Genomic DNA, 14237 nt, shown 5'->3' with positions numbered 1-14237 from the left:
GATGCGCTATTCGGTTGAAATAAAAAAATTCCTCTACAGCCAGTACTTTTATGGCGGCCTGCGCATCGCAGTCGGCGTGTCGTTACCGGCGGTCCTGTGCCTGATCGTGTTTCACGATCGCGAGCTCGGCTTCACGATCGCGACCGGCGCGCTCGGCGCCTGTGTCGTGGACATGCCGGGCCCGCTCAAGTACAAGCACAACGAAATGCTGGCGTGCACGGTGATCGGCTTCCTGTCCGCGCTCGCCACCGGGCTCGCCACGGTGAACGCGGTGGCGCTGTGGTGCACGGTCGTGCCGCTCACCTTCCTGCTGTCCTTGATCGTCGTGTACGGCAACCGCTGGCCGCAGATCAGCTTTGCCACGCTGTTCATGATGATCATGACGCTGGAAGAGCGCTTCACGCCCATGCAGGCGCTCGTCAATGCGTCGTGGATTCTGGTGGGCGGCCTCTGGTACACCTACTGGTCGACCTTCGTGAGCCGCTGGATGATGCATCGCATCGAACAGCAGGCGCTGGCCGAGAGCGTGTTCGCGTGCGCCGACTATCTGCTGGCGCGCGCCGAGTTCTACGACCTCGATAACGATCTCGACGAGTGCTATCGCAACCTGGTCGACAAGCAGATCACCGCGGTGGATCGGCAGGATGCCGCGCGCGACATCGTGCTGCGCAATCTGCCCAAGTTCAAGAGCGGCAAGCTCGAACCGCGCCGCGCCATGCTGTTCAATCTGTTCATCAACACGGTCGATCTGCACGAACTGTTCGTCGGCGCGCATACGGATTACCCGCTGGTGCGCAGCACGTTCGGCGGCTCCGATCTACTGGTGTTCTACCGCGATCTGATTCGCAAGGCGGCCGCCGATCTCGAGGAGATCGGGCTCGCGGTGCTGCAAAACCATGCACCGCGTGGGCGCGTGAACGTCAAGGCGGAATTGCGCGCCATCGAGTTCGAAATCGACCTGATGCGCAAGCAGGATCTGCCGGCAAAAAATCATGAGGCTTATTCGGCGATCTCGTCGACTTTCCGGCGCGTCTGGAGCGCCACGCGTCTGATCGACAAGATGCGCAAGAGTCTCTCTAGCGAGCCCAGCACGAGCGAGACCGAATTGCGCCTCGACCAGGCGCTCACGCGTTTCGTGTCGAGCCGGCGCGTGCCGTTCGGGCAGATCTTCTCAAATCTGACGATGGCCTCGCCGAGTTTCCGTCATGCGTTGCGCGTGACGATCGCGGTCGCGGTGGGCTTCTGGCTCGGGCGCCTGCTGCCGCTCACCAATGCCTACTGGATCGTAATGACCACGGTCATCATTCTGAAGCCCGGCTACTCGCTTACCAAACAGCGCAACGGGCAGCGGATCGTCGGTACGCTGATCGGCTGCGCGGCGAGCATCGCGCTGATGATCTTCGTCAAGGAGCCGCACATCCTGCTGGTGGTGATGTTCGCGTCGATGGTCATGAGCTACAGCCTGCTGCTGTTCAATTACACGGCGAGCGTGGTATTCACCTCGTCGTATGTGCTGCTGATGTTCCATCTGCTCGCGCCGGGCAGCATGCGCATCATCGGCGAACGCGCGATCGATACCGTGGTGGGCTGCGCGATCGCGATCGCCGCGAGCCACCTGTTCCCGTACTGGGAATATCGTTTGATGGGCAAGCTCGTCAACAACATGATCAACGCGACGCGCCAGTATCTGGAAGCAAGCTGGTGGTGGAGCGGCAAGCCGGCCGCCGCGGTGGTGGCTACCGTGACCGAAGCCGGCGCGCGTGCGCCGGCGGCGGCGATGGCTGATCCGGCGATCGACTTTGCCAAGCCGGTGTTGGCGACGGTCAATGGAGGTGCAAGTGGTGGTGCAAGCAGCGTTGCGGCCGGCAGCGCAAACGCCGCGACCACCGTGACTACCGACGCAACCACGAAACCCATTGCCGACGCCGGCGCCAGTGCGGGCACGACCACGGTCAGCAACCCGACCGCGAAGCCGGCCTCCGGCGCCTCCGCTGCCGCCGCAGCCGCGGCGACTGCGCTCGATCGCGATTATCGCTACCGGCTCGCCCGCAAGAACGTTCACGTCGCGTTCGCCAATCTGGGCCAGGCATTTCAGCGCATGATGCTCGAACCGAAGTCGGCGCAGAAGTTCGTGCCGGAATTGAACGGCCTGCTGGTGCGCAGCCACGTGCTCGCGTCGCAGATCACCGCGGCCGCGCCGCTGCTGCGCACTTCGGCGCAACAGCAGGTCGACGGCGTCTCGCTACAGCCGCTGCAACGCGCGCTGAGCGTCGTGCGCGACAATCTCACCGAAGCTGAAACCGGCACCGCGCCGGCCGCCGATCAGAGCGAGCAGATCAAACTACTGGGCCGCGAACTCGATGCGATGGTGGTCGAAACGGAGAAGTCGCCAGACTATTCGGCGGATGCCGTGCATGACATGAAGTTGCTTGCGCATCAATGCAAGCAGATGTTGTCGGCGGCAGCGCAGATTCGCAAGGATGCGAGCGTGATTCGCCTGCCGGACGAGTGAAACGGCGTGGGCCGACATTGCGCCATGCGCGGGTCGGTGTGCCTTTAGTTTTCTGGATGTATTGGCCTGCAGCATTGCGGCGAGCGTCTCGCCGGCACGTTGAACGCGATGCTCGAACTGATGTGCGCGCTGTCTTACTGAGCCACGCCGCTAGCCGGCTTCGCGGCAGTGGCCGCTGCCGCCGCATCGGATGAAATCGACGGCGCCGGTGCATTCTGGCTGTCGAAATCGTGCTTTTCCTTGATGGCGTTATAGAAGAGCGTGGCGATCACCAGCAGCACCGCGACCACGATGAAGACAGCAATGCCAAAGGTCGGGTTCTTCTTGCGCGGCGGTTTGTTCATGAGGCGGGCTCGGTTCGCGAGGCAGTCGCGGATGGTGTCTGGGAAGGCGGCATTCTACGCCCACTGAGCTTGCACACGGCTTGCAGTGGGCGCGCTCAGTGGCATGGACGCGCGAGCTGGCCGGAAAGCTGAAACCGCTAACCAGGCCCGCCGTACGATTCGCTGTCTGAAGAACAGCAAACGACGCACCCGCCGCCTTTCCACCTACCTCACCACGGCGGGCCTGACCGGCAGCGCTGTCGAATACTTGATCTGCTCCATCGCAAAACTCGAACTCACGTCGTACAGCGGCACGGCGGCGATCAACAGCTTGTAGACGCGGTCGTAGTCGTCGATATCGGACACCACCACGCGCAGCAGGTAATCGGTTTCGCCGCTCATCCGGTAAACCTCCACCACTTCCGGAATCTCCTGCACCGCACGCGTAAAGGTCCGCGCCCACTCCTCCGTGTGCTGGTTGGTGCGTACCGCGACGAACACGGTCGTGCCCACGCCGAGTTTGCGCGCGTCGCAAAGCGCGACCTGCGCGCGGATCACGCCGGCCTCTTTCAGACGCTGCAGCCGCTTCCAGCAAGGCGTTTGCGACAGGTTCACCCGTTGCGCCAGTTCGGCGATCGGCATGGTCGCGTCCTCTTGCAGCAACTCCAGCAGCTTCCGGTCGATGATATCCATTCCCATCATGACACCCTTATAGGAAATTATTCTACTTTTCAGATTCCACGGGGAATTATATGGAAACTCTTTCTCCGGGCAAACCGGTATAAATATCGCTATCCGAAAATAACCGACAAGCAGCCCTGCCGCTGCGCAACGACCATGAGCCAAGACCTCCGTCCAGCTTCCCTCGAACGTCTTATAGTCCAACACGCGCAGCCCGCCAGAACGGCCCAGGCGGGCTTGCACGAACAGGCGGACATGCTGTTGCACGCCGGCCGCAACACGCCGCTGACGCGCCTGTGCGATGCCCTGGACGCGATATTCGAAGCCTGCGCCCATTTCCCCGAACCGTCGAATTCGACCTTCTTCGCCCGCAGCATGCGCATCGCGCTTGCCGACGCGGCGGCGAACCCCGACTTGCTGACGGCCGCGCAGCGCGAGGGCTCGGCCGAGACGTACCGCCGCCATCTGCTGGCTGCCGATCCGCACGGCCGTTATGCGATCGCCGCGCTGGTGTGGCTGCCGCAACAGGCGAGCCCCGTGCACGCGCATCACACGTGGTGCGGTTACGCGGTGGTGAATGGCACGCTGAGCGAAACGGTATTCGAATGGAACGGTGCGCGGCATTGTGCGAGCGCCACGCGCACGCAAGCGCGCAAGGCGGGCGCGGTGTCGTTCGTGCGAGGCGGCCGCGGTGGCATTCATCAGTTGGGTAATCGCAGCGAGGCGCCGGCCGTTTCGCTGCATATTTACGGCGTCGCGGGCGCGCAGATCGCGACGCACGTCAACGACATCGTGCGCGCGGCGGATGTGCCTGCGCTGGCCTGAAACGCTGCGGCGCGGCTGCCCCCGCGTCTGGCGAACTTTGTGATACGCAAAAAAAGGCGCGCCGGGCGCACCCGCTGAAACTCACGTATAGCCCGAGGCGCAACGCCTCGTCGCAAGCCCGGCTTCGAGATGTGGCGTATGACCTGGACGCCCTCGCACGGAAACGACGCGGGCACGCGAGAGCAACTTCCCGCATCCGGCAGCCATCAAGTCTTCCCGCCCACCTCGCCTGCCGTCGGAATCTGCGGCGGAATCGGCGCGGTTTGCCCGGTTGGCGGCGGCGCCGGCCGCGGTTCGTGCGACACATCGCGCGCCACGGCGAGCGGCGCATGCACGGTCCGCGCCGCCGACGCCGCCCCGGTCTGCGCATGCTCATGCGGGTGCGGAGCGAATCCCGACACTTCGTCGTCCTGCAAAGGCTGCCCGTCGCTATCCTTCGACGACGTGTACACACGCATCTGCGGCACCGGAATCTCGATGCCCGCTTCGTCCATCTTGCGCTTCAGACGCAGATTGAAGGCGCGCGCCACGCTCCACTGCTGCAACGGCCGCGTCTTGATCTGCCCTTTCACGACCATCCAGTTCGGGTCGAAACGGTCCAGCCCCCACACCTCGATCGGTCCAAGCATCTCGCGACGGTAACGGAAGTCGGCCATCAGATCGGCGCCGACTTCGCGGATCAGTTGCGTGATCTGATCGACATCGGTGGAGAACGACATGCGCACTTCAAACACCGCGTAGGCAAAGTCGCGCGACAGGTTCTTGACGATCTTGATCTGCGAAAACGGAATCGCGTGAATGGCGCCCTGGCCGTCGCGCAGCCGCACGGTACGGATCGACAGATGCTCGACCGTGCCCGCATGGCCGCCGTCCACGTCGATCCAGTCGCCCACCGAAATCGTATCCTCGATGATGATGAACAGCCCCGTGATCAGGTCGGTCACGAGCGACTGCGCGCCGAAGCCGATCGCGAGGCCGATCACGCCGGCGCCCGCCAGCAGCGGCGTGACATTGATGCCGAGATTCGCCGCCGTGACGATGCCGGCAATCGTCATGATCGAGACCAGCAGCACGTTGCGCACCAACGGCAGCATCGTGCGGGCGCGCATGCTCGGCGCGCGCGCCTTGTTGCGCGGCCCGGCCGGATTGAGCGCCTCGGTGATCGCCGTGTCGACCAGAATCCACAGCAGCCAGGCGATGAACACGGTGGCAACGATCGCCGTCACCGCGTGCGCGATACCGCGCGCCGCGACGTTTTCCTCGATCACCGCGGCGAGCGACACGCCCCACAAACGCGCCGCGAGTTCGAAGAAAAACAGCCAGATAAAAAGCGTCACCAGCGTGCCGAAAAAGCGCAGCAAGCGCGTGAGATACGGCGAGCGGCGACGCGCGCGCGCGCTGCGCGGACGCGTCAGGCGCAACACGATGGCCGACAGGAAGAACGCCAGCACCAGCAGGGCCGCGGTCACTACCGAAATCTGCAACACGTTTTCGCTCGAGCCCGAACCGCCGAGCGTGGCGACCACCGAAGCGGTGGCCAGCACCAGCACGGGCACGTGCCACAGCGCGGCGAGCACGTCGAACGCGTCGGTCGCGGCCTTGTGATTGGTGCGCTGCTCGTAAGGCCGGTTGCGGATCAGATGCGCGACCGGCCGGCGAAACGCGAGCGCGAAATAGCCGGTGAGGACGGCGGCCGTCATATTGGCCGCGGTCGAAATCAGCGCGGCGAGGTTTGAGCCGAGTTGATGCGCGACGTCGTAATTGACGGCGGCGTCGCCGAGCGCGCCGCACACGCCGACCACGAACAGCACGCGCCGCGCATGATCGATCAGCAAGCGCACCGCGATCCGCCGATGCCCCGAGCCGAACAGCGAAAACATGATCAGGCAGATCGCCGAAAACACCGCACCCGCGACGATCGCATAGGCGACCACCATGCCGAGCGTGCGGCCGAGCGCGTCGGGCATGGCGCGCACGAACAAAAGCGCGGCCAGAAAGGCGATGATCCAGGGCCCGACGCGGCGCAGCGCGAAGATCAGCAGTTCGCGCGTGGTGGGATTCGGCTGGAGCCCCATGACGATGCCGAAGCGCCGGTACAGGCGGTGCTGCACATAGATCAGCGCGCCGGCGCACGCACCCCAGCCGGCCAGCATCGCGAACATGGAGAACAGAATGCGGCCGAAGCTCTCATGCCCCTGCCCCGAAATGATCGTGTAGAGCTCGTTGCCGGCCGCGTTGAAGCGGCCGCCCCAATAGCGGACCGGCGTGCGGCCCTGATGCACGTCGGATTCGAACGACGCGATGCCCGACGCGATCGCGCCGAGCAAGCCGGGGCTCGGTTGCGCGGGCGCGGGCGGCGCGACGTTTTGCGAGACGTCGCGCAATTTTTTGAGCTGGGCGACGAGCGCGGTGCGCTGGCGGTCGTTGTCGAGCGTGGAGATCACGCTGTCGAGCGAGCGCGCCAGTTCCGCCTGACTTGCCGGCGACGGCGCGGACGCCGCCTCCGCCGCCGAAGCGCCCGATGCCGAAGACGCGGGCGTCGCCGTCACCGTCGCGCTGTTGATCAGGCTCTGCAAGGCCGGGATGACCGGCGTGCCAGTGGCCGCGCCGGCTGCACGCGCGTTCGCAGGCAATAAGCCGACACACAGGATCAGCGCGATAAAGACCGCGGCCGCCCATGCGCCGAACCGCGCGGCGAGTTGCGCGCGCGCGGTTCGGCGGGCGTCACGTGCGGCACGGTCGGAAGGAAAATGAAACACGGCGTGGGTCGCGGGCTGCCCGCCGTTGGACGGCGCAGCCTCGGACTCACGCCGCAACGGGCATGACTGCATGGCAATCCGTAAGAAAACGGGAGACGCCAGTGTATCCGCACTTTTATCGGGAGCGACCGAACTTGCGTAACCGAATGTTAGGACGCTTGCGCGGGCTCAAGCGTTGTGAGGACCGCGCGTGGGTCCTGACGTCGCGCGTGCAGCTCGCGCCCGCGGTGCGTTCAGCTTCTTCACGCTCAATAAGCGACCGTCGCGATCTGACGGATGAAATGGCCCTGCTCCAGTTCATCGACGAAGGCAATGGCGTAATCTTCCGCGGAAATGCGGCTATTGCCCTCGGCGTCGGCCAGCAGCGTGTTCGCGCCCGTGCGGAATGTGCCGGTGCGCTCGCCCGGCGCGATGATCGCGGCCGGCGCGAAACAAGTCCAGTCGAGGTCGGTCACGCCGCGGTAGTAGTCGAATACCTTCCGATGCGCGAGCGCGATCGGCTTGTAGGCGTCCGGAAAGCCTTCCGTATCGACCAGTTGCTGGCCCGGCGCCACTTCGAGCGAACCCGCGCCGCCCACCACGACGAGGCGTTTCAGGCCCGCCGCGCGCACGCCTTCGACCAGCGCATGAGTCGCTTTGTCGAGCGCCGCGAGATCGTCTTGCGGCGGCGCATAGGCGCTCGCCACCACGTCGTGGCCGCGCACCGCGGCGCCGACGCTCGCGGCGTCGAGCAGATCGGCTTGCGCCGCTTTCAGGTTCGCCACATCGGTCGGCACGCGCGCCGGATTGCGCGCCAGCGCCGTCACCTGATGCCCGCGACGGGCGGCTTCGGCGGCGATCCGCGAACCGATCATGCCGGTGGCGCCGAACAACGCGATCTTCAACTGTTTGCTCATTTTTACTGCTCCTGTCATTAGCAAATATGTAACCATATCGATTACATATAACGCGGAAAAAAGAGGGGCTTGAGCCCCCGTTCGTTAAGAGACGCGTGTGGCGATTAACCGCCACGCGCCCTTCCATACAGCTTTTTTGCTACGTCACCCGTGCGAGCGCTTCTTGCGTTCGCGCAGCTTCTCGGCACGCACTACATCAGCCGTGGCGTCCGCCAGCGTACGCGCGCCGAGCGAGGCCTCCATGGCCTGCTGCGCTTCGTCGATGATGCCGCGCAGCACACCCTGGATATTGCGCCCGACCATGCACGCCGGATTCGGCTCCTCGCGATGCAACGCGAATAACTGCGCGTCGTCTACCGCACGATACACCTCGAGCAGCGTGATCTGCTCAGGCGCCCGGGCCAGCAGCGCGCCGCCGCCCGCGCCGAGCTGCGAGGTAGTGAGCCCCGCCTCTGCCAGCATGCTCAGAAGCCGCCGGATCAGCGCGGGATTCGTATTCACGCTGCCCGCGATCATGTCCGACGATAACGGCACGCCCTCTTGCAACGACAGCAGCGCGAGCACATGCACCGCGAATGCAAACCGGCTACTCGTGTTCACAGCAAACCCGCCCGGCGACGACAATGTGTAACCATAGTAATTACATTTAATCCGACTGTCAAACGACGAGGCAATCCAGCCGCCATGTCACTTGTCCATCTGCTTCTGTGCGTCGCCCGAATCGCCCGATGACGACGAAGCCGCAGCATTCGTCGACGACGCCGAGCTTTGCGCCGACCATTCCTGGAGCTTGCGCCCCGCCGACTCGAGGCTTTGCCCAGTCAGCGACGCGGCCTTGCCGAGTTGCGCATTGGTCGCGCTCGCCGCGCCCTGCAGATTCGCTTGCGCGGTCGAAGCGAGCGCGTTGGGGTCGATATTGATCGTGGGCGCCGAGGCCGATTCGAGGTTCTGCTGCGCGGCGGACTTGGTCGCGTCGACCTGCTGGCCGACGTAGCTGGCCGCCTGATCGAGCTTCTGACCGGCGACCTGGGCTGCGTCGTTGAGCTTCCCGGCAACCTGCCCGGCTGACGCGTCGTTCTTCTGACAGGCGGCGAGGCCGCCGAACACGACGGCCACGAAGGCGGCACGGCGCAGCAAGGATGAACGTATCGATGAAATCATGATTGAGTGTGAGCCGCGTCAAGCGGCTTCCGCATGCGAAAACGCGCCAATGATACGCCGTTGCGCTGTACGCGCTCCTCAATAAGCACCTGGAAGCCCGCTCGCTCGAAGCTGTGGCGCGCGCTCAGGCTCACGTCGGCGCTGAGTTTCATGGCGCCGGACGCGCGCGCCGCGGCTTCCAGACGCATCAGCAAGCCTGCCGCGAGGCCTTGCCGCGCATGAGCGGGCGCCACATACAGCATCTCGACATGGTCGGCTGGATAAAGCTGTGCGAACGCAGCCGGGCTGCCTTCGCGCAAAGCCACGACCGTCAGGCCGCGGGCGAGCCTCGCGGCAAAAGCCGGCACGTCGTTGGCGGCCGACGCCCATGCGTCGCGCGCCGCCGCGCCATAGTCAGGCGCGGCAAGCTCGCTGATCGCAGCGCGAAACAACGCGGCAAGCGCCGCCGCATCTTCGGCGCGAAACGCGCGCCATTCGATCATGTCCATTGCGTGATCCGTCGCGGTTCTGTCAAACGTAGTGGAGTAGACTGCCTGAGCTTATGTGAGCGTCAAAGAGCATTCGCTGTGTTCCGTTGATCAATTGGAGGCATACGATGGCGGCAAAGAAGATTCTGTTTCTGACCGGCGACTTCGCCGAGGATTACGAAACGATGGTGCCGTTTCAGGCGCTGCAGGCAGTCGGCCATGTGGTCGACGCCGTCTGTCCGAACAAGAAGGCGGGCGACCGGATCAAGACCGCGATTCACGATTTCGAAGGCGATCAGACCTACACGGAAAAGCCCGGCCATCAATTCACGCTCAACGCCACCTTCGACGACGCCGACCCGCGCCAATACGACGCGCTCGCGATCGCCGGCGGCCGCGCGCCGGAGTATCTGCGGCTCAATCACAAGGTGATCGAGGTCGTGCGGCAATTCGCCGAAGCGGGCAAGCCGATCGCGGCCATCTGTCACGCTGCGCAACTGCTGGCCGCCGCCGACGTGATCCGCGGCAAGCGCATTTCGGCCTACCCGGCCTGCGCGCCCGAAGTGAAGCTGGCGGGCGGTGAATACGCCGACATTCCCGTCGACGCCGCGATCACCGACGCCAACTTCGTCACCGCCCCGGCGTGGCCCGCGCATCCCGAGTGGCTGCGCCAATTCCTCGTGCTGCTCGGCACGCGCATCGAACTCTGATCCGTCTGCCTGATCCATTGGCGAACGCCTTGCCCCCGCGGCAACGCGCGCTCGCCGAAGCTCCCCCTATTTGAGACTAGTCCGATAGTTCGTAGCGGAAGGCTTTCCTATAGTCGCCGGCTGACTTGGGAGTGTTTTTCAATGGAACTGACCGACTGGATCGTCATTCTCGCCGTCGTGTTGATGGCAATTGCCTTTTTCTGCGGACGTACGCCGGCCAACTGGTCGCGCGAAAACCGCGCGCGTCGTCTGGCAGGCACGCGCATGCTGTTCCAGGCCGCGTGTTCGGTGTGGGCTGCGCTGTTGCTCGCCGCGCGCGGCCTCTTTGCACTGGACGGACTGCCCGGTCTGCACCCGGCGCCGCTGGAAGCCCTGACGGGCGTTGCGATCCTGATAGCGTGCGGCTGCTACTGGTCGATTCGCGGCAGCAAAATGCTCAAACCACGCCGTCTCTTTACCGCGTAACGACTACGGCGTACTGATGCCGGGCTGCGCATCGGCTGTATGCGCAGCGCCGCCGCCACTTCCACTCTGTCGATCGCGAGCTTCCAGCCCCGGGCGGGCATCGCGAATGGTTTGAACACTCGCCACCGCCAGTGGCGCTTGCGTGCCGGCAACCTGTTGCGCGATCCGCGCTTCGGCTTCAGGCAGCGACAGATAGAACGTCGTGCCCACGCCTTCCTTCGACTCCGCCCAGACACGTCCGCCATGCCGCTCCACCACGCGGCGCACGAGCGCGAGGCCGATGCCCTCGCCCGCCGCCACATTGCCGTGCAAGCGCTGAAACGCATTGAATAGCCGCGGCAAGGCGACCGCCGGAATGCCCAGGCCGTTGTCCCTCACGTAAAAAATCCGCAGCGAGTGCACGCCCGGCGGCGCCGGCGTCGTACCGATCTCGATCCTGCCTTCCCGCGACGGATCCAGATAATTCACCGCATTACCGATCAGGTTCGCGAACACCTGTTCCAGCGCGGTGGGGTCGCCCCACACGGCGGGCAATTCGCCCACGCTGACGTGAGCGCGGCGCGCGCGGATCGAGCCTTGCATCGCATCGATTACGCGCGGCACGATATCGCGCACCTCGACCTTCTGCTGCCGATACTCCACCCGGCCCACGCGCGACAACCGCAACAGCGCGTCGATGATGTGCGAAGCGCGCAGCACCGCCGTCTGCAGATAGTGCAGCGCTTCGCCGATGTCCTCGTCGACCACCCGTTCGATGCGCTGCCGCGTCTCGGCCGCAAGCGACGACTCGCGCACCGCGGCGCGCAGTTCGTCGCACGAGCGAATCAGTTCCTTCGAGAAGCCTTGCAGGTTCACCAGCGGCGCACGCAGATCGTGCGACACGCTGTAGATGAACATTTCGTTTTCCTGGGTCTGCTGACGCAAGGTCTCGTTGATCCGCGCCAGTTCGCCGGTCCGGCGCGCCAGGTCGGCCCGGAAGCGCGCCTGGATGCGCTCGGCTTCGAGCAGGCGCCGGCTGGTCTCGTGCAAGGTCAGATCGAGGCGCGCGATTTCGTCGCGTCCGGGGCCGATCGGCGCCAGCGGTTCATTGCCCGCGAGGCGCCCGGCGTTGTCGGCGAGAACCGCGAGCCGGCCGCGCACGCCGCGCGTGAACAGCCAGACGGCCAGCGCGACGAACAGCAGGGAGCCGAACACAGCCGCGACCACCAGGGTTTGCTGCCGCTCGCGGGCGACGTCGGCGGCATTCGAACGCAGTGTATCGAGACGCCGCTCTTCCGCCTGGAACGCCGCGAGTTGCTGACGAAACCGGTCGAGCACATCCGACGGCGCGAGGTCGCGGAAGCGCGCGAGCACGTCGCGCCGCCTGCCCGAATGCAGCATGTCCTGGATGCGATCCGACCATTGCCGGTAAGCCTGCACCGCCTGGCGCACCTGAACCACGCGTTCGACTTGCGCCGGATTGTCCGCGACCAGTTCAGCCAGTTGATCGATGCGCCGGTCGACGTCCATCCACACCGTCACCGGCGTGGCGAAACGGGCATCGTTGGCGAGCACCGCGCCGCGCAGCGCCACCGACTCGCCCAGCACCGGGTCGAGGATCGCGGTGGTCTGACGCAGCACGTCCTGGCTATGGATGGCCCAGCGCTCCGCCTCTGTCGCATCCGATTGCGCCTTGACCAGTCCGGACAATAGCGCCAACTCGAAGAGGGCCGGAATCGCGATCAGCAACAGCCCTTTAGTGGTCAGTCTCATGCGTGCGCATTGGAGGTCGGTGGCCCGGCAGATCACGCTCGGGGAAGGGACATTATGTCGGCGATTGTGCAGGAAAACAAAGAGGGCACGCCATCGATTAGGCATGCGCCGCCAATGTGCACAACCGGCGCGCGCAAATCGTCAGTCTTTTGAATTAAACGTAAATCAAATCGAATAATTCGCCCCGCTTTGGGTCGATTGTTCGCGACGGAAAACCAAATGCACATTAATTGTGCATTTTCGTGGGTTTTCCGGTGCAGACGAACTCAACGGCTCGTTGTTCCAAACACACGTCGCATCCCATCCCGGTGCCGGTTTGCACCGCATCGACGCGTTCCGGCACAGGTTTGGCCCACTTCTTGCATTCAATGCCCGCTTTTTTGGCATAAGCAGGACACATCGATGGAAAGTCTGAAAACCGGCACCGATACCCTCTTCCTTCTGCTCGGTGCCGCGATGGTGCTGGCCATGCATGCCGGGTTCGCGTTCCTCGAACTCGGCACGGTACGCAAAAAGAATCAGGTCAATGCGCTGGTCAAGATTCTGGTGGACTTCTCGGTCTCGACGATCGCCTATTTCTTTATCGGCTACACGATTGCGTACGGCGTGCAATTCTTCGGCAGCGCCGAGTCGCTGGCAGCCCACAACGGCTACGCGCTGGTGCGATTCTTCTTCCTGCTGACGTTCGCCGCCGCGATTCCGGCGATCGTGTCCGGCGGTATCGCCGAGCGCTCGAAGTTCAATCCGCAACTCTTCGCGACGTTCGTGCTGGTCGGCTTCATCTATCCGTTCTTCGAAGGGATCGCGTGGAACGACCGGTTCGGCATCCAGGACTGGCTCGCCCACGTGTTCGGCGCGCCGTTCCACGACTTCGCCGGCTCGGTCGTGGTGCATGCGTTCGGCGGCTGGGTGGCGTTGCCGGCCGTGCTGCTGCTGGGCGCGCGCCACGGGCGTTATCACCGCGACGGCGGCATTGCCGCGCATCCGCCGTCGAATATTCCGTTCCTCGCGCTGGGCGCCTGGGTGCTGGCGGTCGGCTGGTTCGGCTTTAATGTGATGAGCGCGCAGACCATCGACAAGATCAGCGGTCTCGTCGCCGTCAATTCGCTGATGGCGATGGTCGGCGGCACGCTGACCGCGTGGCTCGCGGGCCGCAACGACCCCGGCTTCACGTACAACGGGCCGCTTGCCGGACTGGTGGCGGTCTGCGCCGGCTCCGACGTGATGCATCCACTCGGCGCGCTGGTGACGGGCGGCATCGCCGGGGTGCTGTTCGTTTATATGTTCACTTGCGTGCAGAATCGCTGGCGCATCGACGACGTGCTGGGCGTGTGGCCGCTGCACGGATTATGCGGCGCGTGGGGCGGTATTGCGGCAGGCATTTTCGGCCTGCGCGCGCTCGGCGGCCTGGGCGGCGTTTCGTTCGGCGCGCAACTGGTGGGCACGCTCGGCGGAATCGTGGTGGCGACGCTCGGCGGCACGCTCGTGTACGGCGCGATCAGGCTGACGGTCGGCCTTAGGCTCGATCAGGAAGACGAGTACAACGGCGCCGATCTGTCGATTCACAAGATTTCGGCGACGTCGGAGTGAGGTCCTACTGGGAGCGCCGGCTGGCGCTTTCGGTGCGCGAACGTGTCGCGCCGGCGGCGCGCCGCCCAAGTTGGGTCCGAGCCGGAGCGCCCTTGG

The 14237-nt window shown here is 64.7% G+C and carries 13 protein-coding genes; 5 read left to right on the top strand and 8 right to left on the bottom strand.

What is annotated here, in order from left to right; genetic code table 11:
- Position 1 precedes the first annotated feature (1 nt).
- Entirely contained in the window at positions 2 to 2512 is a 2511-nt protein-coding gene (locus PQR32_RS32330; RefSeq protein ID WP_408236838.1) for an FUSC family protein, read from the top strand.
- Between the two features lie 134 nt (positions 2513 to 2646).
- On the opposite strand, the gene PQR32_RS32325 is transcribed toward PQR32_RS32330, so the two are convergent.
- Together PQR32_RS32325 and PQR32_RS32320 are read right to left on the bottom strand one after the other, a co-directional pair.
- Entirely contained in the window at positions 2647 to 2856 is a 210-nt protein-coding gene (locus PQR32_RS32325) for a hypothetical protein (protein ID WP_408236800.1), read from the bottom strand.
- A gap of 204 nt (positions 2857 to 3060) precedes the next feature.
- The gene (locus PQR32_RS32320) at positions 3061 to 3534 is read right to left on the bottom strand and encodes an Lrp/AsnC family transcriptional regulator (protein ID WP_408236835.1); all 474 of its coding nucleotides are present in this window, start codon (positions 3532 to 3534) and stop codon (positions 3061 to 3063) included.
- Between the two features lie 138 nt (positions 3535 to 3672).
- Here PQR32_RS32320 and PQR32_RS32315 point away from each other — a divergent pair, with 138 nt between their 5' ends.
- Positions 3673 to 4341, top strand: a complete 669-nt coding sequence (locus tag PQR32_RS32315) for a cysteine dioxygenase family protein (RefSeq protein ID WP_408236798.1) — start codon at positions 3673 to 3675, stop codon at positions 4339 to 4341.
- Between the two features lie 206 nt (positions 4342 to 4547).
- On the opposite strand, the gene PQR32_RS32310 is transcribed toward PQR32_RS32315, so the two are convergent.
- The 5 genes from PQR32_RS32310 to PQR32_RS32290 all read right to left on the bottom strand — a co-directional run bounded on the left by PQR32_RS32310 (position 4548) and on the right by PQR32_RS32290 (position 9645).
- Positions 4548 to 7172, bottom strand: a complete 2625-nt coding sequence (locus tag PQR32_RS32310; RefSeq protein WP_408236795.1) for a mechanosensitive ion channel domain-containing protein — start codon at positions 7170 to 7172, stop codon at positions 4548 to 4550.
- A 176-nt stretch (positions 7173 to 7348) separates the two neighbouring features.
- Entirely contained in the window at positions 7349 to 7996 is a 648-nt protein-coding gene (locus PQR32_RS32305) for an NAD(P)-dependent oxidoreductase (protein ID WP_408236792.1), read from the bottom strand.
- Between the two features lie 144 nt (positions 7997 to 8140).
- Positions 8141 to 8596 carry an Rrf2 family transcriptional regulator gene (locus PQR32_RS32300; protein ID WP_408236789.1) on the bottom strand — a complete coding sequence of 152 codons (456 nt, stop codon included), beginning with the start codon at positions 8594 to 8596 and terminating at the stop codon, positions 8141 to 8143.
- 87 nt (positions 8597 to 8683) lie between these two features.
- Positions 8684 to 9157 carry a BCAL1086 family glycoprotein gene (locus PQR32_RS32295; protein ID WP_408236786.1) on the bottom strand — a complete coding sequence of 158 codons (474 nt, stop codon included), beginning with the start codon at positions 9155 to 9157 and terminating at the stop codon, positions 8684 to 8686.
- Positions 9154 to 9645 (bottom strand): GNAT family N-acetyltransferase, encoded by a 492-nt coding sequence (locus tag PQR32_RS32290; protein WP_408236783.1) that lies wholly within the window; start codon positions 9643 to 9645, stop codon positions 9154 to 9156. Before PQR32_RS32290 ends, PQR32_RS32295 begins: the two co-directional genes overlap by 4 nt.
- A gap of 107 nt (positions 9646 to 9752) precedes the next feature.
- Here PQR32_RS32290 and PQR32_RS32285 point away from each other — a divergent pair, with 107 nt between their 5' ends.
- Together PQR32_RS32285 and PQR32_RS32280 are read left to right on the top strand one after the other, a co-directional pair.
- Positions 9753 to 10334 carry a DJ-1/PfpI family protein gene (locus PQR32_RS32285; RefSeq protein ID WP_310812239.1) on the top strand — a complete coding sequence of 194 codons (582 nt, stop codon included), beginning with the start codon at positions 9753 to 9755 and terminating at the stop codon, positions 10332 to 10334.
- A gap of 141 nt (positions 10335 to 10475) precedes the next feature.
- A complete protein-coding gene (locus tag PQR32_RS32280) occupies positions 10476 to 10799 on the top strand; it encodes a hypothetical protein (protein WP_408236780.1) in 324 nt (107 codons plus the stop codon).
- A gap of 3 nt (positions 10800 to 10802) precedes the next feature.
- Here the strand turns inward: PQR32_RS32280 and PQR32_RS32275 are convergent, their stop codons facing one another.
- A complete protein-coding gene (locus PQR32_RS32275; protein ID WP_408236777.1) occupies positions 10803 to 12551 on the bottom strand; it encodes a sensor histidine kinase in 1749 nt (582 codons plus the stop codon).
- 402 nt (positions 12552 to 12953) lie between these two features.
- Between PQR32_RS32275 and PQR32_RS32270 the strand changes: the two genes are divergently transcribed.
- Complete coding sequence (locus PQR32_RS32270) at positions 12954 to 14141, top strand: ammonium transporter (RefSeq protein ID WP_408236774.1); 1188 nt, start codon at positions 12954 to 12956, stop codon at positions 14139 to 14141.
- The last annotated feature ends 96 nt before the right edge of the window (positions 14142 to 14237 follow it).

This window comes from Paraburkholderia dipogonis (assembly GCF_046027395.1).
Classification (GTDB): Bacteria; Pseudomonadota; Gammaproteobacteria; order Burkholderiales; family Burkholderiaceae; genus Paraburkholderia; species Paraburkholderia dipogonis_A.
Note: the sequence above shows the minus strand (reverse complement) of the source record. Positions and strands in the feature narration are given on the sequence as shown.

Bases quoted from the DNA above. Each gene is read 5' to 3' on its own strand.
- PQR32_RS32330 (WP_408236838.1), top strand. From the start codon at position 2: ATGCGCTATTCGGTTGAAATAAAAAAATTCCTCTACAGCCAGTACTTT.
- PQR32_RS32325 (WP_408236800.1), bottom strand. From the start codon at position 2,856: ATGAACAAACCGCCGCGCAAGAAGAACCCGACCTTTGGCATTGCTGTC.
- PQR32_RS32320 (WP_408236835.1), bottom strand. From the start codon at position 3,534: ATGGGAATGGATATCATCGACCGGAAGCTGCTGGAGTTGCTGCAAGAG.
- PQR32_RS32315 (WP_408236798.1), top strand. From the start codon at position 3,673: ATGAGCCAAGACCTCCGTCCAGCTTCCCTCGAACGTCTTATAGTCCAA.
- PQR32_RS32310 (WP_408236795.1), bottom strand. From the start codon at position 7,172: ATGCAGTCATGCCCGTTGCGGCGTGAGTCCGAGGCTGCGCCGTCCAAC.
- PQR32_RS32305 (WP_408236792.1), bottom strand. From the start codon at position 7,996: ATGAGCAAACAGTTGAAGATCGCGTTGTTCGGCGCCACCGGCATGATC.
- PQR32_RS32295 (WP_408236786.1), bottom strand. From the start codon at position 9,157: ATGATTTCATCGATACGTTCATCCTTGCTGCGCCGTGCCGCCTTCGTG.
- PQR32_RS32290 (WP_408236783.1), bottom strand. From the start codon at position 9,645: ATGGACATGATCGAATGGCGCGCGTTTCGCGCCGAAGATGCGGCGGCG.
- PQR32_RS32285 (WP_310812239.1), top strand. From the start codon at position 9,753: ATGGCGGCAAAGAAGATTCTGTTTCTGACCGGCGACTTCGCCGAGGAT.
- PQR32_RS32280 (WP_408236780.1), top strand. From the start codon at position 10,476: ATGGAACTGACCGACTGGATCGTCATTCTCGCCGTCGTGTTGATGGCA.
- PQR32_RS32275 (WP_408236777.1), bottom strand. From the start codon at position 12,551: ATGAGACTGACCACTAAAGGGCTGTTGCTGATCGCGATTCCGGCCCTC.
- PQR32_RS32270 (WP_408236774.1), top strand. From the start codon at position 12,954: ATGGAAAGTCTGAAAACCGGCACCGATACCCTCTTCCTTCTGCTCGGT.